The organism is Flavobacterium sp. NLM, assembly GCF_002210235.1.
GTDB classification, from domain to species: Bacteria; Bacteroidota; Bacteroidia; order Flavobacteriales; family Flavobacteriaceae; genus Flavobacterium; species Flavobacterium panici.
In genome coordinates this window covers 137,961-163,122 of the sequence record NZ_LIAC01000001.1, presented here as the reverse complement: position 1 = coordinate 163,122, position 25,162 = coordinate 137,961, and the positions used below count along the sequence as shown (strand labels likewise).

The window sequence follows — 25,162 nt, the reverse complement described above, 5'->3', positions numbered from 1 at the left end:
TGCAAGTGAAACGCCTTTCTTGAGTTCAATAATTCTATGTTTCTATGTGTTAAAACAATTAAACCCAACAGGTATAAAAATTATTTCTATAACTGAATTAAAATCATAATTATTCCAATTTCTGCGAATAAGCCAATTAAATGCAAAAGTCATGAAAGAAGATAAATCTCCAAAAGACATCAACGATAAAATTACAAAAGAACCAAATGCCGAAAATCCATATAAACTTTTAGACCTTAAGCTGACAAAAACAGGGAAATGGGCTGCCGGAGTTCCTGCTGTTATCTCCGCTTTTAGTGATCTTATTGAAGAAAAAACACTTGTTCGCGGGACAAAAGCTTTATTTAAGATGAACCAAAAAGGTGGTTTTGACTGTCCGAGCTGTGCATGGCCTGATCCCGATGATGAGCGATCGCCTTTGGGAGAATACTGCGAAAACGGAGTTAAAGCTTTAGCGGAAGAAGCGACGACCAAAAAAGTTACAGCTGATTTTTTCAAACAAAATTCTGTCTACGATCTTGCCCAATTAGATGATTATCAAATTGGAAAAATGGGAAGATTGACAGAGCCTATGTATCTTCCTAAAAATGGAACGCACTACGAACCTATAAGCTGGGATAACGCGTTCACAAAAATAGCAGAACATCTCAACGCATTAGAATCGCCAGACGAAGCTGCTTTTTATACCTCAGGAAGAACAAGCAATGAAACATCATTTCTTTATCAGCTTTTTGCAAAAGAATTCGGTACCAACAATATGCCCGACTGTTCTAATATGTGCCATGAAACATCAGGATCGGCTTTAAGAACTACAATCGGAATTGGAAAAGGAACTGTAACATTAGATGATTTTTATGATACTGATGTAATTGTAATTATTGGTCAAAATCCCGGAACAAATGCTCCAAGAATGCTGACTGCATTGGCAAAAGGTAAAAAAAACGGAGCAAAAATTATCGCTGTTAATCCGTTGCCGGAAGTGGGTTTAATGGGATTTCATAATCCGCAGGAAATCAACGGAATTATTGGAAACGGTGTCAAACTAGCCGATCTTTTTCTTCCGGTAAAAATAAATGGCGATATGGCGCTTTTAAAAGCCCTTGAAATTATATTATTGGAATTGGAAAATAAAAATCCCGGAAAAGTCTTTGATTATGATTTCATCAAAGAAAAAACTACCGGATATGAAGCTTTCCTAAAACAGTTTGATAATTATAATTTAGATGAACTTGTACAACTTTCAGGCGTTTCTAAAGAAGCACTTTATGAAGCTGCAGAAATCATCGCCTTCAAAAAACGAATCATTGTTTGCTGGGGAATGGGACTTACGCAGCAGCCAAACGGCGTAGAAATGATTAGAGAAATTCTTAATATTTTATTGCTTAAAGGAAGTATTGGTAAACCCGGCGCAGGCGTTTGCCCCGTTCGTGGTCATAGTAACGTTCAGGGAAACAGAACGATGATGATTGATGAAAAACCTACTAACGAACAACTGGATCGTCTTCAGGCTTATTTTGGTTTTAATCCGCCTCGCAAACACGGATATGATGTTGTGAGAGCCATTAAAGCCATGAAGGAAGAAAAAGTAAAATTATTATTCTGTATGGGAGGTAATTTTTTATCGGCAACACCAGACACAACTTACACGGCAAGTGCGTTAAGAAAACTAAATTTAACCGTAAATGTATCTACAAAACTGAATCGCAGTCACTTGATTCACGGACAAGAAGCCATTATATTACCAACTTTATCCCGAAGCGATATTGATATTGTAAATGGCGAAGCGCAATTTATAACTACCGAAAACTCAATGGGCGTTGTACAGTCGTCAAAAGGAATGCTCAAACCTGTATCTGATAATCTTATTAATGAAACTCAGATTGTATGTAAATTGGCCATGGCAACGCTGGGAAATAAATCGGTTATTGACTGGAAGCGTTATCATGACAGCTATGATGATGTGAGAGATGCCATTGAAAAATGTATTCCCGGTTTTGAAAATTATAATGAAAAAGTACGCCAAAAAGGAGGTTTTCATTTACCAAATGCAGCACGCGATGGAAAATTTATTACTAAAGATTTTGGAGACCGTGCACCATTTACATTAACGGAAATTCCAAAAAACGAACTTGCTCCAGATGAATATATGATGGCAAGCACCCGAACGCACGACCAGTTTAATACCACAATTTATGGTCTTGATGATCGTTATCGCGGTGTAAAAAATGAACGCAGGGTAATATTTATGAACGAAAAAGATATTGAACAAGGAGGATTTAAAGCTGGCGATAAAGTCGATTTATTTAATTATGATGATAATATCGAAAGAATCGCGCCTTTGTTTGTTATTGTTTCCTATCAAATTCCGGAGAAAAACACAGTTACTTATTTTCCAGAAACAAACGTTTTGGTTTCCGTAAATAATGTGGTTAAGGATAGTAACATGCCAGCCTCAAAATATGTAAAAATTAAAGTTAGAAAACACGATCCTAAAATTTATGAAAGAATAAATCGATTGTGAAAATTTGCAAATCTTCTCCAATCAATTCATTAAAAAATAACACTCAAATCAAATTTAAATGTCGGTATATCAAAAAATAGCAGCAGTAGGTTCGAAGTATATCGGGAAACCAAAACTTTTTAAGTACGGATTTAATCTGTCTCAATGTACCGAAGAAGTACTGCCAGAATTGTAAATGTATCGCAGGATTTATTGCAAATTCAAATAAGGCTTCCTATAAGTTATAAAAACAAAAATTATGTAAACTCTATTTTTGGAGGAAGCATGTTTGCTACAGTAGATCCAATTCCGATGGTACAATTGATAAATCTTTTAGATGAAAATTTTGTAGTATGGGATAAAGCAGCCGAAATTTATTTTAAAAGACCTGCAAAAGAGAATTTATATGCCGATTTCATTTTTACTCTAGAAGAACTGGGCGAAATTAAGGATAAGATTAAGCAACAGAATGAATTAGAAATTGTAAAAACTACATTGCTTACAAACAAAGATAAATCGATCACATATTGTGAGGTTCGCAAAAAAATTTACATTGCTGATAAAAGCTATTTTAAAAACAAAAGAGAAAATAAAAAGCTCTAAAGTTTAGCTTTAAAACTCAATGGATACAGCATTTTTAATTTAAAACAAGCATTCGGTTTTGGCTTAAATCAGTTAAATTCCATCCCCGAATTTAGATTATAAATAATCTTCGTTAAAACTACTTTATAGGGCTACAATAAATGAAAAATCATTTATAACTATGCTGTAATTTAGGTGCTCGTTTTAAATTGAAAAATGTTGATTTACATATTTAAAAGAAGAATATTATTTTATTTTAACCACTACTTTGCCCTTCGCACGCCCGCTTTCTACATACGATAATGCTTCATTGGTTTTATCAAATGGAAAAATTTTATCTATTACAGGTTTAATTATATCTGCTTCAATCAGCGCTGCGATTTCTTTTAACTGCTGTCCGTCTGCCTTCATAAATAAAAAAGAATAATCGACATTTTTATTTTTTGCTTTTTTGCGAATCCCTGAACTTAGTAAAGAAAGAATCATTTTGATAAACCAGGGAGCTCCAATTTCTTTTGCAAAATCAGGAGTCGGCGGCCCGGAAATAGAAATAAGTTTTCCTCCCGGTTTTACTATTTTAAGTGATTTTTCGAGCGTTTTTTGATCCTGAGTGTTTAATACCACATCATAATCACTCAAAATGTTTTCAAAATCACTATTCTGGTAATCAATAATAACATCAGTACCCAAATCTTTAAGCAAATCGAAACTTTTTGCACTTGCCGTAGAAGCAGTTACAGCTCCTAAATGTTTAGCCAGCTGAATTGCAATAGTTCCTACACCTCCAGAACCGGCCTGAATAAACACTTTTTGTCCTGCTTTAACTTGAGCCTTTTCAATCAAAACCTGCCATGCCGTAAGCGCTACTAAAGGAATAGAAGCTGCTGCTTCCATCGAAATGTTTTTAGGTTTAAGTGCCGCATCTTTTTCGTCTATGGCAATAAACTCTGCAAATGTACCTATACGATAATCTGAAGGTCTGGCATAAACCTCATCGCCAACTTTAAACTTCTTTACATTTTTACCTGCCTGTACCACTACTCCAGCAGCATCATGCCCTAAAATTAATGGCAGTTTATAAGGCAGAATAAGTTTAAATTCTCCTGATTTTATTTTAGAATCTAAAAGATTAATTCCCGCTGCATGAACTTCAACCAAAATATCATTGTCCTTTAGTTTTGGTATCGGCATTTCGGCAGACTGCAGACTTCCTTTTTTATTGTACTTATTAATTATAAATGCTTTCATCTTATTTAGTTTATAATTTTAGGGATGACTTTAAATTCGGATAAATCTTTTTAGGGTTCACTAAATTAAAAGCTATTTTTGGAAAAAACCTGCTTACGATATACAACGCTTTTGTGTCTCCGGCACGAATAGTAAACTGATCTTTTTTTATTCCGTTAATAAGTGTTTTTACCAGTTCTTCAGGAGCCATTTTTTTATCCGTTCTTTTTGCAGTCATTTCTGTTGCAACAACAGGAGGCAGTAATTCAAATACTTTTACAGTACTGTTTATTATTTCCAGATTCTTTCTAAGCAGTTTTGTATAAAAACTTAAGGCCGTTTTTGTTGCCGAATAAGTTGGCTCTTCTAAGGCTGGTACCAGACTTAAAATAGAGGTGGTATTAATAATAGCGCTTTCTTTTCTCGATTTCAACATATCGATAAAAAGATTATTGAGTCTTAAAACACCAAAATAATTTACATTCATTTCGTAAACGGCATTCTTTAAAATTTGATCATCCGCAATACCAAGATTAAGAGCCGGAGTTCCAACGCCTGCATTATTATACAAAATATCAATTCCGCCCAAAGAAGTTACTTTTTCAAACAGCGATACGGCATCATTTTCATTTTCAACATCACTTTTTATAACTGTTAATGCCGGAAACATTTTTTTAGCAGCATCTAATTTAGCCTGATTTCTCCCCGTAATAATTACACTTGCTCCTTCAGCTAAAAACTGTCTGGCAGATTCAAGCCCAATTCCGGAAGCTCCTCCGGTAATTAATATTGTTTTACCTTTTACATCCATGTTAATTTTAAATTTTAGTTTAAATTATTTATTCTTGTATCGCTTGTAATTAAATTTAAAAAAATATACTTTTTAGTCTATTTTAAAATATACTTTTTAGTCTATTTTAAAATATACTTTTTAGTTTATTCTAAAGCAAAAAAAATTAAATTGAGTATTGTTCTAATTCAGACTTTAGGCTTTTAATCAAACCTTGCAGAGGCTTTGCTGTATCCATAACCCTGCACATAACGACTCCTCCTTCAATTGCTGCTACCATTTTAAAAGCAAAAACACCTGCGTCTAGTTCATTGGAAAACTCTCCCGAAGCAATTCCTTGTTGAAGCAATGCAGTAAGTTCTTCCTGACCGGCTCTAAATATTTGGGCAATTTTCTTCTTTACAAGAGGATAATTATCATCAGATTCTACGGCATTATTAAATATTGGACATCCTCCCGGGATTTGTGTATCAATCGGATTTTTATAAAAATCCATAAATGCAAATATTTTACCTTTTGCCGTTTTCCCTTTATAAACTGCCGCTCTAACTTTGTCTGAAGTCATTTTAAGCGCCAGGTCAATAACCTGTTCCGAAAGATCATCTTTATTTTCAAAATGACCATATAAGCAGCCTTTTGTAAGCTTTGTAGCAGCCAGCACATCGTCTATATGTACACCAGAAATACCTTTTTCATTATAAAGAGGTACTGCTGTTTCTAAAATAAATTGCTTGGTCTTTTCTGCTTTTGTTAACATCACACTTAAAATATTGAGCACAAATATACTAAAAAGTATATTTTAAAATCAAAATAATACAGTTTTTTTGTTTTTATTTCCTTTCTTATCTTTTTTAAATGGACAATTTTTTATTTATATGTTATTGTTATTAAAGCTCATAACGGTTCTTTATAATTTTAAGCATCTAAAAAAAGCGTAGCAATTATAGAATACGACTGCGCTTTTTTATGTGTTATTTATGCATTTTTACTGGTCAAGCCAGCTCTTAAATTCAGCTACTTTATTTTTACTGATAATAATATCGATTTTGGGATCTGGTTTTATAATTAGTTTCAACTGATTTTTCCCATAAAGTAATATACTGCTAATAGAATTTATGTTAATAATAAACTGCCTGTTTGCTCTGTAAAAAATAGTTGGATCAAGCCATTTCATCACCTCATCAAGGCTGTTATTGCTGTTATATTGGCGATTGTCAAAAGTATAAATATACGTAATTCCGGTATCCAATAAAATATAGGCAATCTCTTGTATATCTAATTTTATCAGTTCATCTTTATGATACGTAAGGATTCTTTTCTTTGGAATTTCAGACTCTTTTGATGTATCATTTTGAATAGTATCATCTGTCACATTTTGTAATTTCTGCTGATTTGAATTCAACTGTAAATTCAGGATTTGAAGCTCATTTACCCTGTAATTTAAATCCTCTTTTTCAAGATCAAAAACTCGTTCATATTTTCGATAAATAAGTCGTATCATTAAGTAGCAGCATACACTTATGAATACTGTACTTAAAAACAGACTCACAACAAACTGCAGATACAAATCTGATAATTCTTCTTCTAGAACAGCCAAGTTAGCATGTGAAGCTACCATCCAGTCCGTTCCTGCAACAGGATTTATATTTATTATTTCCGATTTTCTTTTTGGGTCATTAGGAAATGTTCGCATCCCTCCTATTTTTTCTCCCTGCTCTAAAACGGTACTTAAAGGTTTAAACTCTTGATTGCCTATTCCATTTACCTGAGAATTATTCTCTTGAATTTTAAGCCCAATTAACGCCGGATTAGGATGGCAGAGTTCAATTCCTTTTTGATTGTACATACAGATAAAATCACTTTTTATATCTGTATTTTCAATACTTATCTGCAGATTATGAATTACCTGATCTTTAGATAATCCGCTGCGAAGCTGTTGTTCCAAAAGACGCGAAATTTCCCGAACTTCCCTCTCGCCCGATTCTAATTTACTATTGCACAACTTTTCTTTGGCAGACAAATAAAGATAACTGGAAGAAATCAAACTAATAATTAGAACAACAATACTAATGCCTGTAAGTGTCAAAGTATAAAGGCGTGCTTTTTTCATGTAAATTTATAGTCCTTAAAATGAAATCCGTTTAGAAAATTTTGTTTAGGCTAAAATAAGCAATTTATTTAGCTTACACTATTTCGGCTTCAAGGTCAAAAAATCCCCTTTGAGCCAATTAAATCTTTTAAACACTGGGATTAGGCCTAATTTTGAATTGATTATTTATTTCATCTAAAAAATAAAACAAATGAAAAAAGGACTTAAAATCTTCACAATTTTACTGGTTGCATTTATTGCTTTACAATTTTGGAAACCTGAAGAAATTGAATATAGTACACCAACAAAGGACTTAAGAAACGTTCCTGCAGAAGTAAATACTATTTTAAGAAACTCTTGTTTTGACTGTCATTCTAATACTGTAAATCTGGCCTGGTTTGACAAAATAACGCCTGCAAATTTCATAGTCGCTTCTCATATTACGGATGGCCGAAAAGCGCTGAATTTTTCTGATTGGGATAAATTAGAAAAGCCAAAACAAAATGCTACACTTTTTTATGCTTTCAATAAAATACTATCGGGCGAAATGCCGCTTAAAAGTTATACTGCCCTTCATCCTTCTGCCAAATTAGATGATCGTTCTATTGCTGTTTTAAAAAATTATTTAGCAACAATAGCAGTCCGAAAACCAAATCAGGAAATACCGCCTGTTGCTGCTCCAAAAGATGTTGAAAAAATACTTCCGAATAAAAAAATAACAGATTACTCTAAAGTTAAACCGACACAAAATAATATTTCATACATACCCGATTTTAGAAACTGGAAAGCGGTTAGTACATCAGATCGTTTTGACAACGGCAGTATGCGTATTATTTATGGAAATGAAATTGCCGTAAAAGCTATAGCAGAACATCAAACTAATCCGTGGCCCGATGGCGCTATTTTTGCCAAAACGGCCTGGAAACAAAAAACAGAAGCCGATGGAACTATATCTGCCGGAGCATTTATTCAGGTTGAATTTATGATAAAAGATGCAAAAAAATATGAAGCGACAAAAGGTTGGGGATGGGCAAGATGGAAAGGAAATGATTTAAAACCGTACGGCGATACTGCCAACTTTGATCAGGAATGTATTTCATGTCATAATCCAGTCAAAAACAATGATTACGTTTTTACGACTCCGCTGCATCTTGATATCAATAAATTTAATATTTACAATAAAACCAAATAATTATGAAACCACTTCATTCTATCATAATCGCGCTTATCATTATACTTTCCGGATGTAACGGAAATAGTAAAGATAATCTTAATGAAAAAGCTTCAGTATCAGCATTAGATGCACTGCCGGAAAATCCTTTGTTATTATCTCCTATTACATTTTCCATTAATCCAAATAAAGCTGCTATGTCTACTTTATATGGAAATAAAATTGCTTTTCAGCACGCAAAATCAAAAGCAGACAGTTCTTATCCTAATGGAGCTGTTTTATATGAAGTTAACTGGAAACAAAAAGCAGATTCATTATGGTATGGCGCTAATATCCCCGATCAGATTATTAGTGTTGAAAAAGTACAATTTACCGGAAATGCTGTTCCTAAATATGAATTGTATGCCGGACATCCGCTAAAAAAAGTTGCTTCTAATGATGAAAACAAAAGAATAGCTTTAATACTATCTAAACGTTTGGCAGAAACGCCTTAAAAATAAAGTCCGTTTATATTTTTAGAAAAAATCTTATTATTCTTCGGGATCGGTTAAATTAGAGAATTTTTTAATAATTAACTTCCTTAACCGTTCCTGATTTTCATCTCCCCAGCCTCCTAAAGCGCCTATTACAGGAATCAGGGTTTTTCCAAATTCAGTGAGGCTGTATTCTACTTTTGGCGGTACTACGGGATATATTTTCCTGACAACAAGTTCATGTTCTTCCAATTCGTTTAACTGAATATTCAAAACCCTGCGCGAAGCATCAGGTATTTTACGCTGTAATTCGCTTGGTCTTTTATGGCCTTCATTAATAAACCAAAGCAAACGTATCTTCCATTTGCCATAAAGCACTTCACCAATCAGGTCGAGTCCGCAGTTTAAATTCGGGATTGTTTTTCTTTCATACATATTACAAAAGTAAACCTATGTTCTGATTTGTACAATAGGGGAAAAATTTATCCCTATCTGAATCGTAATTCCGTACTTGTGAGAAAGTTACATACTTCTGAAATTTGTACAAAAGAAATCACTATGAAACAACAATTCGATTATCAGAACGAACTATCAGGCAAAATTGCCTTGGTAACAGGAGGAACAAAAGGAGCTGGAAAAGCCATTGCAGAAAGACTACTTCAAGCCGGTGCAACAGTTATCATAAGTGCAAGAAATGCACCCGAAAAAGAAAACAGCAAGCTGCATTTCATTGCTTCGGATTTAAGTAAGGCAGAAGGAACACAAAAAGTAATTAACGCAGTGCTATCCGCTTACGGGAGACTGGATATTCTTGTGAACAACCTTGGATCTTCTTCAACACCCGCTGGAGGTTACAGCGCATTAACTGATGAAGATTGGGAATCAACCTTGCAGGCAAATTTGCTGGCTCCCGTGAGATTAGACAGAGGATTTTTACCGCAGATGATAGATCAAAAAAGTGGTGTTATTATTCATATCGCTTCTATTCAAGGCAAACTGCCCCTTTATGATTCTACTTTACCTTATGCCGCTACAAAAGCCGGATTGATAAATTACAGTAAAAGTTTATCAAATGAAGTTACCCCAAAAGGTGTCCGCGTACTGACTGTTTCACCGGGATGGATAAATACATCCGCATCGACAGCCTGGCTGGGTGAGATTGCAAGAAACTCAAATATTACTGTAGAACAAGCTCAACAAGGTGTTATGGATGCACTTGGAGGAATACCTTACGGCAGACCTGCCGAACCGGAAGAAGTAGCTGAATTAGTTGGTTTTCTTGTTTCACCAAGAGCCAATTATTTAACAGGAACTGAATTTGTTATCGATGGAGGAACAGTCCCAACAATTTAATTTTTCAAAAGAATTATGAACAATAAAAAAGATACATTATGAACTTACCAGAAGTAATAAAAGACTTAGTAAACGCCCAGAACAATTTTGACAGCACGGCTTATGCCAATTGCTTTTCAGAAACTGCAATTGCATTTGATGAGGGCAAAAACCATACAGGTAAAACTCAAATAAAAAGCTGGATAGAAGAATCAAACAAAAAATACAAATCAGTAATGAAACCTCTTGAATATACCGAAAACGGAAATGCAAGTGTTTTATCTGCTGAGTGTTCAGGTACATTTGAAGGAAGTCCAATTGTATTACAATTTCATTTTGAAATTGTTGATGGACAAATTCAGCATCTAAAAGTGACCGGATAATAAAAAAAGGGAGTGCCATATTTTTAGTCACTCCCTTGTTTAATTAAAACTAATTATACATTTCTGTCATTATTCTCAGAATTAAAGCGATCCAGAAAATCAAGATACAAGGGAATACTCCTTTCTATCCATTCTTCTGAAGGTTCAAAAGTCATTCCGTAGTAAGCAAAAAGTGGTTGGTAATCGGCTTTTATCCAATCAAATAGTGCTTCATAGGGAGTGGTTAAATCCTTAATATTAAACTTTAAGGGCGTTCCGCGTTGTAAATGTTCTTCTTTTAATCCTAACGAAATAGCCAATGCCACTTTCTTTCCTCTAAATTTAAAGCCGCTTGAACTGCCATATGCCCAACCGTGTGTAAGAACTTCGTCTAACCATTTTTTTAATAATGCAGGACCATAATACCAATAATATGGGAACTGAAAAATGATATGATCATGTTCTTCAACGAGCTTTTGCTCTGCCACTATATCAAATTGCTGATCAGGATAAACTTGATGCAATTGGTGAATATGAAACTTCTCAGGAAATTTTTCTAATTCGTTAACCCATTTTTTGTTTATCACTGAGTTATTTATATCAGGGTGTGTAACGATAATCAATGTCTTTTTCATTTTAAATTGAAATTATGCAATTAATAAATATTTTGTTTTTCTAAGCCAAAATTAGCTGGATATTACAGTTGCCTATTTCATCAGAAGTTCAAAAAATATCCTGTAAAGTTTAGAATCAAAAAAATTAAAGTTTTTGCTGAAGCTTTTGGAGTATTTCTATATTTTTGTTTGAAGGAAGCTATAAAATGTGCAGGAGTTTCAAAACCAACTTCATATGCAATTTCTGTAATGTTCATTTCAGATCGCAGTAAATTATAGGCTTCTTCCAGTCTTCTTTCCATAATCCATTTTCCGGGATTCATTTTAAAAGTCTGACTGAATTTGCGTTTAAAGGTTGACAAACTGCAATTAGCCAGAAACGCATATTGTTCCATAGAAATATTTTCCTTGTAATGGCTTTGCATTAACTGCACCAAATCGGGATTTAAGTGTGTATCTAGACTTCGCAATTGTGCTTCAAAATGATGACCTCCCGGCCCGGAAATTAAAATTTGGAGTAATTCCCGAATCTTTGCAGGCAAGAATGATTTTAAACGTTGAAGATCTGTTTTAACTGCAAAAAAAGAAATAAGCTGCCGTGTCAGTATAGACATTAAATCATCCTCGGGAAGCAAAGACATATCGCGCCGAATTTCATTTGAATTATCGGATTGTGCAATACCTGAGCATGCCAATATACTCTGAGCCTGAGAACGTAACCAGAAATCTGAAAAGAAAATGATAATAGATTCATAGCCTTTATCTGGATGATCAACTTTATCAGTTACTAAATAAGAGCCTTTTTTCATAAAAATACCAGAACCTGCCGGAACAATAATTTTACTACCGTGATCGAGAATTTCTTTTGTTCCTTCCACCACAATACTAACCAAATTCATATGTACACACATATTGGCTCTTTTTATTTCTTCTTTTTGTTTGTAATGAAATAGATAAATGTCTTCATTCCAAGATAAAACATCTGGGCTTTCTTTTATAATTGTATTGCAGTTAAGATGATTCATGATAGCATATCATTAGTTATTAATCTTTTACAACGAACCCGCCTTTACAAAAGTCTGCCATCCACGCATCGTTTCAATAAACCGTTCGCTCAATCCGCCTTGACGAAGGTAATCAGCCATTACAGGCAGCTGCGGACTATCATACATTGGATTTGCTTTTACCTGAAGCGGAAAATCTCGCTGCAAAATTGCAGCACGTGCAATCAATACAAAGTCACAGCCTTCATCCAGAAGTTCTCCTGCACGCTGCGCACTCATAATTTTTCCTGCTGCGCCTAAACGAACTCCTTTTCGCGGAAGTTCTGTAAAAACACTTAGCATGGTTTTTCCTTGAAAAGTTCCCTCTCGAACTATTTGTGCCGAATCCCACAATGCTAAATCTAAATAATCGATTAATTCACGATCAAAAATATCGGCGGTAACTTCTCTTAATTCTTCCAAAAGCAATCCGTAACGTTCAATCGACAATCGCCATCCAATTTGGAAATCTGGACCGCAGGCTTTACGAATTCCTTCAATAACTTCAATCGTAAAGCGTGCACGATTTTCTAAACTTCCTCCGTATTTATCTGTTCTGTCGTTCAAATTTGGAGACATGAACTCTGAAAGAATCCAGCCAAAAGCTCCGTGAACGGAGATTCCGTCAAATCCTGCCAATTGCGCTCTTTTTGCTGCAGCAATGAAACTGTCACGAATTCTTTCGACTTCTTCGGTTGTAATTGCTTTAATTCCTTCTACTGTTTTTCCTGAAGCCGGAGCAGGGATTCCTCCAATTGAAGGCTTAGCACGATGTCCTGCATGATGTAATTGTACTGCCGACAACGCACCGCCATCTCGAATAGCCGATGCCATTTTTGTCAATCCAGGTAAATGGTGATCGCTGTGAATACCTAATTGGCGTTCAAAAGCGATTCCTCCTGCTTCTACTGTAGAAGCACTAGTTTGAATAAGTCCATAGCCACTTTGAGCCAATTGTTCCATCCAATATTGATCGAATTCAGATGCTGTGCCATCAAATTCACTTTGCTGACTTGTTAATGGTGCAAGCATGAAACGGTTTCTCATTGCCGGGCCATGCAGCAACGTAAGAGGTTTAAATAAATCAGAAACAGACATATTGTTTATTTTTTAAAGTTCTACTATGTGAGTTATTATCGATGCAAAGTTGCCGAGATAATCAATGGAGAAAAATGGATGATTTTTACTTTATAATGGACGTTTTAAACCTAGACTTTAAGAGAATTTACAGGAGAAAAATTCTCCATTATAAAGTAAATTTTCTCCATTCTTTAGCAGGCATTGTCGTCAGATCTTTGCCTTGTTAATAAAATTTATTCAAAATGAAAAAAACAGCAATTATTATTCTATCTGATCCCAAAGCTGGTTCAGAAGAAGCTCTAGGACGTGTATTCAATGCTTTAGCATCAGCATATGAATTCAAACATGCAAATGAAGATGTAAAAATTATTTTTCAGGGTGCAGGTATAAGATGGCCTGAACAACTTGAAAAAGAAGATCATCCTGTTTATGGACTTTATAAAGAAGTAAAAGATCATGTTCATGGCCTTTCTAAAGGTTGTGTGGCTGTATTCGGTACCGAAATATCTGGTTATGATCTATTAAATGACAATGAAGTTCCTGGAACTCCTGGTCTGCCAAGTTTCCTTAATCTTAGAAACGAAGGTTACGATCTTTTGATTTTCTAAAATACCTTATAAACTGCCCTCATATTTTGATAGAGGGCAGTTTTAATTTTTTACAAATACAAAATGTTATCAAACAATGCTTGCTTTTAAGTAATTTAGCATTGCTGGAAATACATCTATAAAATCAAAAATTTAAGTTATAAAATTATGCAAGAGGATTTTCAATATTATATGCATCAATGTTTAGATCTTGCTAAAACTGCTTTAGCAGAAGGAAATCCGCCGGTTGGTGCTGTTATTGTATTAGATGGAGAAATAATTGGTAGCGGAATTGAATCTGGAAAATCGACTGGAGATATTACCAATCATGCAGAAATAATGGCAATCAGATCTGCTATAAAAAATGGTTATTTAGATAAACTACAACTAACATCAATGTACACGACGCACGAACCTTGCATTATGTGTTCGTATATGATTCGCCATCATAAAATTGCTGAAATTGTATACGGTACGGCAGTTCCTTATATTGGTGGATTAACTTCTCAATTTAGTATACTTTCTACTGAGGATATTCCAAAATGGGGAAATAAACCTAAAATTATAGGAGATGTTTGTGTTGAAGAATGTAATGCCCTTAATGCTCAATTTTTAGATTTATTAAGCAAAAAATAAAATACCATGCTTTCACAATCTGTATATACGCTTGTTAACCAGCAAAATGGAAATTTATCATTCAAGGTATTTGAGTTTGATAACAGCAGTTATTTTGATCATATTCAGCGAAATAATTATTTTACAGTTATTATTATTACTTCTGGAGAAGGATTAGCGAAAGTTGATCTTTGTGAATATGCGTTTCAGGAAAATACTTTGTTTGCTTTTTATCCTTATCAGCCTTTTATGCTGGCTTCTGAAGGAACACTAACTGGTATTTCCATTCAGTTTCATCATGATTTTTTCTGTATTTACAGGCATCATAAAGAGATTGCCGCAAACGGAATCTTATTCAACAATATTTATCAGCAGCCTTTTATTCTTCTGGATCAAAATAATAAACAGACATTGATGAATATCGTGAGAGAAATTGTCAATGAATTGAAAGTTGATGCTTTGAGAAAAGACGAGGTTTTGGTTTCTTATTTGAAAATATTTTTAGTGCTGGCAACGAGAATAAAACTCGAACAGCAATCTATTGAGAATGTAAATGGCAATGAAAAACAAACGCTTATTATTCAGAACTTAAGAAATGCGATTGAAGATAATTTTAGAACCAAACATTCTGCAAGCGATTACGCTGATATGCTGCATGTAACCCCAACTGTTTTGGCAAGAACTGCAAAAAATCATTTTAACATGACGCTCTCCGATTTGATTACGGAACGAATTATCGTTGAAGCAAAAAGGGAATTATATCTCACAAACAAAACCGTTAAAGAAATTGCCTACGAACTGGGTTACGATGATGAATATTATTTCAGCAGGGTTTTTAAAGGTAAAACCGATATCTCTCCTCAAATTTACAGAGATACGATAGGTTTTAACCGAGGAGCTTCCTGATTGAATTTATCTTTTGGATTTCAATTTTAGTATCATATTTAGTAACTTTATCTGGAATTAGTGGTTTATCTTTAGCTTCATTTTTAAAGAGAAATAACCGCACAGACTAATAACACATTATTTGATATATAAAATATGGAAAATTTAAAAAAAGCCTACATCGCTGGAGGATGTTTTTGGGGAATGGAAGATTTATTCCGAGTACGTCCCGGCGTTAAAGATACTCAGGTTGGCTATTTAGGAGGAAGTAATGAAAATCCAACATACGCTAATCATCCCGGACATGCAGAAGGTCTGGAAATTGTATACGATCCAGCGGAAACATCATACAGTGAACTTTTAGATTATTTTTACAGAGTGCATGATCCCAGAACTATGAATCGTCAGGGTAATGATATTGGAGAAAGTTACAGATCTGCTATATTTATTCAGGACAAAGAGGAAGAAGAAACGGCTAAAGACATTATTAAAGTAGTTGAGGATTCTGGAAGATGGCAGGGAAAAGTCGTTACTACGCTTGAACCTTTCACAAAATTCTGGCCTGCAGAAGAATATCATCAGGATTATTTGGTAAAAAATCCTAATGGGTACACTTGTCATTTTGAAAGGTTTGGTACTTTTTTATAACGAACTTTAGTATTGATCTAAAAAGAAATCTAATCTGTAACATATCGTTTTGTTTTAACTGTTTTCAGAAAAAACAATAGACATTTTTATGACACAATTAAAATCGCAGTCAGGCACCAATTTAATAAGTCTTCAAAAAGTACAGCAAAACATTTTAAGCACGCCTGTACAATTCAATGAATATACTATCATTATCATAAAAGAAGGCGAAGGAATCTTTTATTCTGATTTTGGAACATTTCCGTTTAAAGGGCCGATGATGCTTTTTGCCACTCCGCTGCAATTGATTTACATTAAAGAGATTAATACAATTGAATATGATATATTACAATTTCACGGTGATTTTTACTGCATTGAATATCACCGTGAAGAAGTAGCCTGCAACGGTTTGCTTTTTAATAATGTATATATCGAACCATCGCTTAAATTGGAACTTATTGATCAGGCTGTATTTGAAAATCTCAAAGATCAAATTACGGAGGAACTCGCTAACCCCGCTCCTTCTGATATTGTTTTGAAATCATTACTGCAGCTTTTTTTAGCAAAATCCAGTCAGATAAAAACACGTGAACTGGAGAAAAATACGGATTCTCAAATTCGGGATGATGAAATGGAACGTTTCAAAAATTTATTGGACACTAATTTCCTGACACTTCACAAACCATCTGATTATGCAGATCTTTTGAGAATGTCAAACAATAACTTTACGAAACGCTGTTCTAAATACTTCAAAAAAACACCTTCGCAGCTTATTACCGAAAGAATAATGCTGGAAGCAAAAAAACAATTGCACTTAACCCGAAAGAGTATTAAAGAAATTGCTTTTGCACTCAATTTTAAAGATGAATTCTATTTTAGCCGTGTCTTTAAAAAATTTACTAATGAATCTCCACAATCTTTCAGGGATAAAACAGGCATTTCTATCGTAGCAGATTTGTACAGGTAATATCCTTTTTTATCCATGTTTCGGCTTCCATGCCAGATGTAACTTTGTCTTAACAAAAAAACAAATTACATCATGAAACATTCAATCATTCAACAGTTTGCACAATTAGAAAATTTAGCCAAAACTATAACCCGTTTTGGTATCGTAGTAGTTTTTATCTGGATAGGGACGCTAAAATTCTTCACATATGAAGCAGACGGTATTGTGCCTTTTGTAGCCGATAGTCCGTTTATGAGCTTCTTTTATAATACTCCAAGTGAGTATAAAACTCATCAAAATAAAGAAGGTGAATTAATCACTGCCAATTACGAATGGCACGTTCAAAATAACACTTATGGATTTTCAGAAGGTTTAGGTGCTTTTTTAATTGCTCTTGGTATTCTTTTAGCATTATATAAAGTTGTGCCTTTATGGAGTATGGCAGGAAGTATTCTGATCATTATTATGACTTTAGGAACACTTTCTTTTTTGATAACAACGCCCGAAAGCTGGGTTCCCAATCTTGGCGATTCTGATTATGGCTTTCCTTTTTTATCCGGTCGCGGCAGACTTGTTCTAAAAGATATAGTAATTCTGGGCGGGGCTTTAATAACCTTAAGCCAAACAGCACAAATCTATTTAAAGAATGCCAACAATAATCATCCAAAACTTTAATTAAAATTTTAAATATAAATATTAAAAATATTACATCATGAAAACAATTAATGTACCATCAAAAGATCAGGTAAGCGAACAATCTCAACAAATATTTGATGCTATTAAAGGAAAAATGGGTAAAGTACCTAACCTTTATGCTACGATAGGTTATTCTGCAAATGCACTTAAAGGAATATTAGAATTTGATGAAGCTTTTGCTCATACCACTTTTACGGCAAAAGAACGTGAAGGCATAAATCTTCTTGTTTCTCAAATTAATAATTGTGATTACTGTCTTGCTGCTCATACTATGCTTGCCGGACTTAAAGGAATTAGCAGTGAAGAAATTATAGAATTAAGAAAAGGTATTTCTACAAACAGCAAATTTCAAACTGCATTAAACCTTGCAAAATCAATTGCAGAAAATAAAGGTGCTGCCGATCCTTCTTTAAAAGATGCTTTTTTTGATGCAGGTTATACCGAAGCTGCTTTGATTGATCTTATTGGTATAATAACTGTACGTACATTTACGAATTATGTTTATACATTAACAGAAATCCCAATTGATTTTCCTGCGGCTCCTGCGCTTTAATTAGTGAGATATAGAAACAAAAAGAGCTTTTAAAAAGCTCTTTTTGTGTTTATCGTTTATTAACGCACTACAGCTATGCAGCTAAATTATTTTGAATTCTTTGATTAATAGTAAACAGAAAGCATGATTTTAGAATCAGAACTGTCTATTATTTTTTCAAGTCTTTTAAAGAAAACTTCGCTTACCATTGGGCAGCCGTGGCTGTTTATAATGTAATATTCTTTTTCTTCATCTGGAACTTCTTTATAGCAGTGCAGTACAATAGCTCTTTTTAAAGCGTTACTGTTAGTGTCATCTAAACCCGCAAGTCTAAAGGCTTTTCCAAAAACTCCTTTATAAGACTTCTCTACAGAATAGCGTCCAAGTGAAGTACAGTTAGAATTTGGCATATTACTAAATTGCAGTATATCGCCTTTAATTCCGGTTTCTGAACCAGAACCGTGTGCAACAAGTCCCTGATCAATGATTCTTTCATTTTCAAGATCATAAACAAAGAATCTGTTTTTTCCGGATTTGATTTTCATGTCTACCAGGAAAGCTATTTTCCTGCTGTAGCCATAGTTCGAAGCTGTAAAAGATTTAACTTCCTTTACATGGTCATTTAGCCTTACTAATTCAACCTCACTTAAAATGTCTTTCTTATCCGTTACGTTGTAGGTAGTAAAGGAACTTAATGAAAGAAGAAGTGCTACAAAAAATATTCTCATAAATAGCAATAAAGTTAGTTTAACAGCAAATTTGGGATTTGAGTTGCCAAAAATTTTATTCTTCCTTTTGATCTTTGACCTTGCAAAATTATGTACAAATTTTATATAATTCCCATGTTTCTAATGTTAAATATATTATAAATATCTGAAATAATGATACTTATCATAAAATATTTTAGAAAAATAATTCCTAAAAGTAATGTTTTAGCAAGCTTATTTTTTTCCAAACCTCCCGTTTTTACTGGTTTTAACTGCTTTTTTATATTACTAAAAAATAAAAAACGGTTGTAAAGTTTTTCTTTACAACCGTTTTAATTTTTTTAAATTTTTATTGGAAAATTTATTTTAAAGAATCATTTTCCGTAATTCATTCCGCTTATTTTACGTCAAACCAAAGTTTCGTAGTCAATAAGTCTTTTCCTTGTACCGCAATTGCCGCTTGGTAACTAGCACCATTCAACGATTGTTCTGTTCCGGGATAGAAGAAACGAGAAGGGATTTTTCCGTCTAAAACCGTAGCAGGACCAGCAGTTAATACTTGCTTGCCAACTCATCACTATCTTAAATTTCTCATATACATAAAAAAATATATTTTTTTTTATGAAAAATATTACAACTCAAACGTTTAAGTTCTATTTTTTATTTGTATTTTCGTACAAAATAGATACTAAAATATACCTTTTTCTATACAACAAGGTGTGTTTAAAGATCTGTTTAGGATGCCTTTTTTTGTTTATACTAGTCACAACATACAAAGGATCCTAATCAAAATATTTTTTAACAATTAAATTTTTTTATCATGGCATTCAAAGCAATTTTAGAATTTGAAGGAAACGATTACCAAGTATTATTTTCAAAAGTTGATATGTTAAGACATACTGACGGTAAAGGGGCAGTTTCTTCAGAAATTAAAGGAGGCAGATTAAACCTTAGAGTAAAATCTACAGATAATACTACAGTAATCGAGCAGGCGGTAAACAGCCAGCACAAACCAGTAAGCGGAAAAGTAAAATTCTTTAAAGCAGATTCTGAGCAGGTAATGAAAGAACTTTCATTTGAGAACGCCTATATCGTATTCTTTAGCGAAGTATTAGATGCATTAGCAGAAACTCCTATGACTACAGAAATTACATTCTCTGCAGAAAAAATCTCATTAGGAAATGCAACTTTAGACAACAATTGGGCCAAAATCTAATTTTTCTTTTAACAAGGAGCGGTACCCGTATCGCTTCCTGTTTTTTTATTCAATCTTTTCTCTAAAAGGTTGAATACATCACTCCTATTTTCAAACATGATATTTTTTTAGCTTAAATCGAATTCGGTATAAAGTACTTTATATAATCTCTTTTAAGTTAAAATTTAATCAATCAAACTTAAAAAGAACTGCGTTATGGTCATTCCTAAAATAATCTTTGGTATAGACGGCAAAGAAATTTCTCATTTTACCAAAATCGATTTAAAACAAACTATCAATACACACCATGAATTTTCAATCAGTATTCCTCATTCTGTTATAGAACGTCACAGATCATATACTATGGAAAATGCACAAGAATGGCTTACCAAAGTATTGCACATTAAACTAAGTCCATCAAATAGTTTTTTAGGAATTATAACAAACATATCCTATAAGCAAGAGTTAGGACATACAGGCAGTCAGATTGTTATTTCAGGATACTCTAAAACTATTTTGTTAGAATCTGGTGAAAAGCTGCATTCCTGGGAAAATTTCAATTTAAAAGACATGGTACATGATGTAATACAAATCGCTGCCGGCGAAGAATTACAACATGAAATCAACCCTGAATTTACTTCAAAAGTAGAATATCAAACACAGTATTTAGAATCAGATTTTAGATACATCCAGCGATTGGCAAAGCAATATAATGAATGGCTGTTTTATGATGGCGAAAAACTTTTTTTTGGAAAACCTAAAACAGAAAAAACTTCTATACAATTAATCTACAATAAAGACCTATACAATTTAAATATAGCTGTACAAGCAAAACCAAATCAATATAGCGGCTATACCTATAACGAAAACAATGACCAGCTTTATCAGGCCCATACAGATGATACTATTGCAAGAGGCTTGCCAAAATTAGGAAAAGATGCATTTGAAGCTTCACGAAAGCTATATGAAACCCCTTCTTATCAATATGGTGAATTTAGTATTGGCGACGATATCTATTTTGAATCTATTTTAAAAAGGAAGCAACAAAGTACAGCTGCCGATGGAAATTATATTACGGCTACAAGCAGAAACCCAAAACTTGGTATTGGTTCTGTTATAAATATCAGATCTCAACAAATACTGGATAAATCCGATGTTATTAAAAAAGAATTAGATGTAACAAAAACACATTATGATTTTAATGAAATAGGTACTTATATTATTACTGAAATCCATCATAAAGCCACAGATATTGGTGAATATGAAAACAGTTTTAAAGCACTTCCTGCTAAAATAAAAAAACTTCCTGAACCTGACGTAACCATGCCTGTGGCACAAGAACAAAGAGCAGTAGTTCTGGCTAACGATGATCCAAATGGAAATGGAAGAATTCGTGTACAGCTGCTTTGGCAAAAAAAGGAACAATCACGAACTCCATGGCTTTATGTATTAACGCCTAATGCAGGCACAAGCGATGTTGTAGAAAAAAACCGCGGCTGGGTTACCATTCCCGAGGTTGGAGATCATGTTATGATTGGTTTTAGATACAATGATCCTAACAGACCTTATGTTCTGGGAAGCATTTTTAACGGAAAAACAGCAGAAGGCGGAAAACTTGACAATCATATTAAAAGCTTTTTTACACGCTGCGGCAGTACCATAACTTTTGATGATACTCAAAAAAGTATTCTTATAAAAGATCCATCTGATAATAGTATTTATATGGATGGTGAAGGAAATATTACTGTAAATGCACCAAAAAACATGACCATAAATGTTGGAGATAACCTTGATATTACCGTTGGCAAAAATATGACTGCAGCTGTAGGCGGTAACAAAAAAACAACTATTGACGGCAATAATAGTTTAACCGTTAGAAAAAACAATACGATTGAAATAACAGAACTCCATAAACTTATTACTCATATGTATGAGGAAAAAGTAGCAGCAGACAAAACCGTAAAAATAAATGGTGATTTAAATAAAGTTACAGCAACAACAACACACAAAGCTATAGGTGGAGATATTTTAATAAAAAGTTCAGGTATTTCAAAAGTATTGGGAGCTATTGATGCTAAAGTGAATAAAGGATAAAATATTTGGTGCAATGTCAATATTAGTTAAAATGAAGAAAAATGGAATTTACTCTCTTCTATTCAAACTCTGAAATTAACAATCACAACAATATCGTTAAAAAGCAAAATTACAAAAATGAATACAATTAAAAAAGAAAATGAAAAACGGAAAAATTTTTCAGAACATTTACTAATTGCAATTTTAATTGCAATAGGTGTTGCTCTGGCTGGTGCTGTATTTGTACTTGCTGCATTCAAAGATCTGTATGCCGAATATGTCGCTTTATTCGTTTTTGGGAGTCTCTTTTTCGGAAGCATTATTTTTTATTTCTTTTATATATTTTTTAGATCCATCCAAAAACTAACGTGGCTTTTTGGTGGTATTGCTGTTTTTGGATTTATGATTGTTATAGCAAATTGTGATCTTGATATTTATTTGAGAAATTTATTTAATAACACATCATTACCTAAGGAATATAATGAATATCAAGATTTAAAAGATCAAACTGTTTTACAGTTTAAGAACAAAGAAATGAGGTCTTTATTTGACGGTTGTGATGATCCTCTGAAACAGTATATGACTGTGAGAAATAATTTGATAGTGGAGGCTTCTGATTGCATGCTAGTTAATAGTGAACGAATATTAGGGAAAATATATTACAAATTTGATAGTCTCGGTAATATTATAGCTAAATATAAACCATCTGAAAGTGAGGAGGTTATTTTTGAAGGTTATCTGATTAATGTTGATGAAAACTATTATAGAACTTGGGCTCTAGATGGGGATACCTTAAAACGAAAAATTGAAACATACAATGAAAATTTTAGTTTAGATACAATAAAACAAACTGATTTTGTTAAAAATATATCAAAAAAAGCAAATTTTTTATTTTCAACTGATTGTTATAAGACTACGAACACATCTCTTAAAAAATTTCGAAAAATAATATTTTGGGAGAAAAATAAATGGAATGCGTTTTATGACGATAGAAAAATTCATCAAATTATTGAAAGTAAAGGTACAGTAAGCAATCATTTCTTTGCAAATGATCCAGCAGAAGCAAATATATTGAGGACACATTATATCGAAAATATTCAGTACGAATATTTTCAAAAAACAAAGTTGGGACGCTATGATTCTGGAGGAGAGTTTTGGGATGGTTTTTTATATACTAACATTGTTATTGGTAATGATACCTTAAAAATTAAGAAAGCTTTTTTTATAAATAATAATGGAACTAATGAGAATATAAAAATTAATGGAAAAGCTGTTAGAGATTCATTATTTAAGATCTTAAAGAATGTACCTTATTACTATTATAGTAACCCAAAAATTCAATACCAATTATTTACCGATGAGCCCTATAAGTTATATATAATAAAAAATTCTGTAAAAACAAATACAATGATTTAGTAGAAAATTATTTTGATGCTAAAAAGAAATAACATTCCTGCTTAAAACTAAAAAAACATGAAAAAAACAGCCCTTTATTTACTCATATTTCTTACAGCTAGCACCTTAGCTGGTTCTTGTCAGGAAAAAAAAGAAATTAATAACCACATCAATAAAATTACCGTGCAAGATACCCTCACTAATATAAAAACAAGTTTTAAATGGCAGGAAGGTTTAAGCTGTCCAGAAGGATACCCAATACAAGTATACAGAGGATGGCTTGAAGGCCCACTAGTATCAAATGGAGTAAACGAAAAACCTAATAGTATAACAAGTATATCTGGTTTTGGTACTACTACGGGTATAGGAAATTGGGGTGAAAACTCCTCTGGTATGAGTCAGGGCGAAAAACCCATACCACAAAGGCTAAACTGTACTTGGTACTCGTATGTAGAAGATATTATGTACGAAATAGATACTGAGCTAGACTACCCCAAAATGGTTAAATTGTTCAATGAAGGTTTTCAAGACAGTAATCGAAAAAGAGGAAAAGTAATGATTACTTATAATCATATTACAATAGGTTTTGCCCCAGGAGGTGTCGTTGTGGTATGGCTTCAAGAAGGTCAAAAAATTGTAGAAATAGGGCGTTATCAGGGAAATAAAATAGTAATAAGTCCCAAAGAAATAGCCTCGTTGGATAGTCATGAACGTTTGCTATTTGATCCTGTCGATAGAGAACGTACTTTAAAAAACCCTAAAATTATAGCTCCGGAGGTACAGGAGGCAAATAAAAACAAACCGATCCCTTATGGACTTTGGGATAGCTATCGCATAAAATATTGCTGGCGGCCTGTATCTATATTTGTAAGGGAAGGAAAAGTACAGGATGAATTATCGTTTACTTTGTTTAATGGAGAACGAGAAACGTTGTTAGGCGAAGAATTTAATAAAAATGAATATCAAGAAAGAGCAATTCCTAAAAGTTTGGGTCTTGGTTACTGGGATAAAAATGGACAAGGTTATAGCGGTTCATTTATTTTTGATGAAAAAGAAATTTTTGCAGCTTTTAAAGAATTATATAAAAAAAATCCAGAAGCAAGTATCGATTTAGAAGTTAAGCTAAACCCTGGCAGTACATATTTAGGAGCAACGCTAAAAAATGAAATTAATGCTATATCATTAAAGAAAAGTAAAACAGAGGTTTACGAATCACGTTCATTAACAAAAGAATACAGATACAATTGGCGTCCTGTTTTTGTATTTGCTGAAGGTGCAAAAATACCAGATAATATTGACATTAGACGTAGGACTTTGCAAGAGGTTCTTAAAGACAAAGCATATACAAATATATCGTTTCAACAAAATTCATCTCCCTCTATGATAGTTTTTAATTACTATGAACGGGATAGTTTCATAGGTGCTACAAATCTAATATTTGAGGAAGTTGAAATTGCCCAAACCTTTAAAAACCTTGATAAACTCAACCCTGGTGCTCCCTTGGAAATGGAAATCAAAACGGGCAAGACTCCTCATTCTTTCAGCATTACTCTTAAAGGCAATGGAAAAGAAATACCCATAAAATTTATAGCGGACGATTGGAAGTAATGCCGTAAAGTAAAAATGTAAAACAGAATAAAC

General features: G+C 33.3%; 26 protein-coding genes. 17 read left to right on the top strand and 9 right to left on the bottom strand.

The genetic code is table 11. From position 1 onward, the window contains the following. The first annotated feature begins 151 nt into the window (after positions 1–151). Together APR43_RS00720 and APR43_RS00715 are read left to right on the top strand one after the other, a co-directional pair. A complete protein-coding gene (locus APR43_RS00720) occupies positions 152–2,521 on the top strand; it encodes an FdhF/YdeP family oxidoreductase (protein WP_053470436.1) in 2,370 nt (789 codons plus the stop codon). A gap of 144 nt (positions 2,522–2,665) precedes the next feature. Next, entirely contained in the window at positions 2,666–3,103 is a 438-nt protein-coding gene (locus tag APR43_RS00715; RefSeq protein ID WP_317044720.1) for a DUF4442 domain-containing protein, read from the top strand. Positions 3,104–3,328: 225 nt separating this feature from the next. Here APR43_RS00715 and APR43_RS00710 read toward each other — a convergent pair whose 3' ends face one another. The 4 genes from APR43_RS00710 to APR43_RS00695 form a co-directional block, all read right to left on the bottom strand. Beyond that, complete coding sequence (locus tag APR43_RS00710) at positions 3,329–4,330, bottom strand: NADP-dependent oxidoreductase (protein ID WP_053470435.1); 1,002 nt, start codon at positions 4,328–4,330, stop codon at positions 3,329–3,331. 10 nt (positions 4,331–4,340) lie between these two features. Continuing rightward, positions 4,341–5,120: an SDR family oxidoreductase gene (locus APR43_RS00705; RefSeq protein ID WP_053470434.1), complete on the bottom strand. Its 780-nt coding sequence runs from the start codon at positions 5,118–5,120 to the stop codon at positions 4,341–4,343. Positions 5,121–5,265: 145 nt separating this feature from the next. Continuing rightward, positions 5,266–5,856: a TetR/AcrR family transcriptional regulator gene (locus tag APR43_RS00700; protein WP_053470433.1), complete on the bottom strand. Its 591-nt coding sequence runs from the start codon at positions 5,854–5,856 to the stop codon at positions 5,266–5,268. A 228-nt stretch (positions 5,857–6,084) separates the two neighbouring features. Then, positions 6,085–7,209 carry a LytTR family DNA-binding domain-containing protein gene (locus APR43_RS00695; protein ID WP_053470432.1) on the bottom strand — a complete coding sequence of 375 codons (1,125 nt, stop codon included), beginning with the start codon at positions 7,207–7,209 and terminating at the stop codon, positions 6,085–6,087. A gap of 190 nt (positions 7,210–7,399) precedes the next feature. Here APR43_RS00695 and APR43_RS00690 point away from each other — a divergent pair, with 190 nt between their 5' ends. Both APR43_RS00690 and APR43_RS00685 read left to right on the top strand, forming a co-directional pair. Next, entirely contained in the window at positions 7,400–8,380 is a 981-nt protein-coding gene (locus APR43_RS00690) for a cytochrome P460 family protein (protein WP_053470431.1), read from the top strand. A gap of 2 nt (positions 8,381–8,382) precedes the next feature. Beyond that, on the top strand, positions 8,383–8,853 hold the full coding sequence (locus APR43_RS00685) for a hypothetical protein (RefSeq protein WP_053470430.1): 471 nt from the start codon (positions 8,383–8,385) through the stop codon (positions 8,851–8,853). Between the two features lie 36 nt (positions 8,854–8,889). On the opposite strand, the gene APR43_RS00680 is transcribed toward APR43_RS00685, so the two are convergent. Further along, positions 8,890–9,267, bottom strand: coding sequence for a winged helix-turn-helix transcriptional regulator (locus tag APR43_RS00680; RefSeq protein WP_053470429.1), 378 nt, complete (start codon positions 9,265–9,267; stop codon positions 8,890–8,892). A 123-nt stretch (positions 9,268–9,390) separates the two neighbouring features. On the opposite strand from APR43_RS00680, the gene APR43_RS00675 reads away from it, so the two are divergent. Both APR43_RS00675 and APR43_RS00670 read left to right on the top strand, forming a co-directional pair. Continuing rightward, entirely contained in the window at positions 9,391–10,185 is a 795-nt protein-coding gene (locus APR43_RS00675; protein ID WP_053470428.1) for an SDR family oxidoreductase, read from the top strand. Positions 10,186–10,223: 38 nt separating this feature from the next. Beyond that, positions 10,224–10,547, top strand: a complete 324-nt coding sequence (locus APR43_RS00670) for a nuclear transport factor 2 family protein (RefSeq protein ID WP_053470427.1) — start codon at positions 10,224–10,226, stop codon at positions 10,545–10,547. A 53-nt stretch (positions 10,548–10,600) separates the two neighbouring features. Here APR43_RS00670 and APR43_RS00665 read toward each other — a convergent pair whose 3' ends face one another. The 3 genes from APR43_RS00665 to APR43_RS00655 form a co-directional block, all read right to left on the bottom strand. Next, the gene (locus APR43_RS00665) at positions 10,601–11,161 is read right to left on the bottom strand and encodes an NAD(P)H-dependent oxidoreductase (RefSeq protein ID WP_053470426.1); all 561 of its coding nucleotides are present in this window, start codon (positions 11,159–11,161) and stop codon (positions 10,601–10,603) included. 80 nt (positions 11,162–11,241) lie between these two features. Further along, on the bottom strand, positions 11,242–12,165 hold the full coding sequence (locus tag APR43_RS00660) for a helix-turn-helix transcriptional regulator (protein ID WP_053470425.1): 924 nt from the start codon (positions 12,163–12,165) through the stop codon (positions 11,242–11,244). Between the two features lie 27 nt (positions 12,166–12,192). After that, a complete protein-coding gene (locus APR43_RS00655; protein ID WP_082356357.1) occupies positions 12,193–13,281 on the bottom strand; it encodes an NADH:flavin oxidoreductase in 1,089 nt (362 codons plus the stop codon). A gap of 224 nt (positions 13,282–13,505) precedes the next feature. Between APR43_RS00655 and APR43_RS00650 the strand changes: the two genes are divergently transcribed. The 7 genes from APR43_RS00650 to APR43_RS00620 all read left to right on the top strand — a co-directional run bounded on the left by APR43_RS00650 (position 13,506) and on the right by APR43_RS00620 (position 18,172). Then, positions 13,506–13,871, top strand: a complete 366-nt coding sequence (locus tag APR43_RS00650) for a DsrE family protein (protein WP_053470424.1) — start codon at positions 13,506–13,508, stop codon at positions 13,869–13,871. A 147-nt stretch (positions 13,872–14,018) separates the two neighbouring features. Next, entirely contained in the window at positions 14,019–14,486 is a 468-nt protein-coding gene (locus APR43_RS00645) for a nucleoside deaminase (protein ID WP_082356356.1), read from the top strand. A gap of 6 nt (positions 14,487–14,492) precedes the next feature. After that, positions 14,493–15,371, top strand: a complete 879-nt coding sequence (locus APR43_RS00640; RefSeq protein ID WP_053470423.1) for a helix-turn-helix domain-containing protein — start codon at positions 14,493–14,495, stop codon at positions 15,369–15,371. A gap of 135 nt (positions 15,372–15,506) precedes the next feature. Then, positions 15,507–15,998 carry a peptide-methionine (S)-S-oxide reductase MsrA gene (msrA, locus tag APR43_RS00635; RefSeq protein WP_053470422.1) on the top strand — a complete coding sequence of 164 codons (492 nt, stop codon included), beginning with the start codon at positions 15,507–15,509 and terminating at the stop codon, positions 15,996–15,998. 88 nt (positions 15,999–16,086) lie between these two features. Beyond that, positions 16,087–16,944 carry a helix-turn-helix domain-containing protein gene (locus tag APR43_RS00630; RefSeq protein ID WP_053470421.1) on the top strand — a complete coding sequence of 286 codons (858 nt, stop codon included), beginning with the start codon at positions 16,087–16,089 and terminating at the stop codon, positions 16,942–16,944. 72 nt (positions 16,945–17,016) lie between these two features. Continuing rightward, entirely contained in the window at positions 17,017–17,598 is a 582-nt protein-coding gene (locus APR43_RS00625) for a DUF417 family protein (RefSeq protein WP_053470420.1), read from the top strand. A 37-nt stretch (positions 17,599–17,635) separates the two neighbouring features. Then, complete coding sequence (locus tag APR43_RS00620) at positions 17,636–18,172, top strand: carboxymuconolactone decarboxylase family protein (protein WP_053470419.1); 537 nt, start codon at positions 17,636–17,638, stop codon at positions 18,170–18,172. 104 nt (positions 18,173–18,276) lie between these two features. On the opposite strand, the gene APR43_RS00615 is transcribed toward APR43_RS00620, so the two are convergent. Continuing rightward, complete coding sequence (locus tag APR43_RS00615; protein ID WP_053470418.1) at positions 18,277–18,879, bottom strand: murein L,D-transpeptidase catalytic domain-containing protein; 603 nt, start codon at positions 18,877–18,879, stop codon at positions 18,277–18,279. Positions 18,880–19,678: 799 nt separating this feature from the next. Here APR43_RS00615 and tssD point away from each other — a divergent pair. The 4 genes from tssD (at position 19,679) to APR43_RS00595 (ending at position 25,129) form a co-directional block, all read left to right on the top strand. Beyond that, positions 19,679–20,074 (top strand): type VI secretion system tube protein TssD, encoded by a 396-nt coding sequence (tssD, locus tag APR43_RS00610; protein ID WP_082356355.1) that lies wholly within the window; start codon positions 19,679–19,681, stop codon positions 20,072–20,074. A 195-nt stretch (positions 20,075–20,269) separates the two neighbouring features. Beyond that, the gene (locus tag APR43_RS00605) at positions 20,270–22,147 is read left to right on the top strand and encodes a type VI secretion system Vgr family protein (protein WP_053470416.1); all 1,878 of its coding nucleotides are present in this window, start codon (positions 20,270–20,272) and stop codon (positions 22,145–22,147) included. A 117-nt stretch (positions 22,148–22,264) separates the two neighbouring features. Then, positions 22,265–23,542 carry a hypothetical protein gene (locus APR43_RS00600; RefSeq protein WP_053470415.1) on the top strand — a complete coding sequence of 426 codons (1,278 nt, stop codon included), beginning with the start codon at positions 22,265–22,267 and terminating at the stop codon, positions 23,540–23,542. Positions 23,543–23,599: 57 nt separating this feature from the next. Further along, entirely contained in the window at positions 23,600–25,129 is a 1,530-nt protein-coding gene (locus APR43_RS00595) for a DUF2931 family protein (protein ID WP_053470414.1), read from the top strand. The last annotated feature ends 33 nt before the right edge of the window (positions 25,130–25,162 follow it).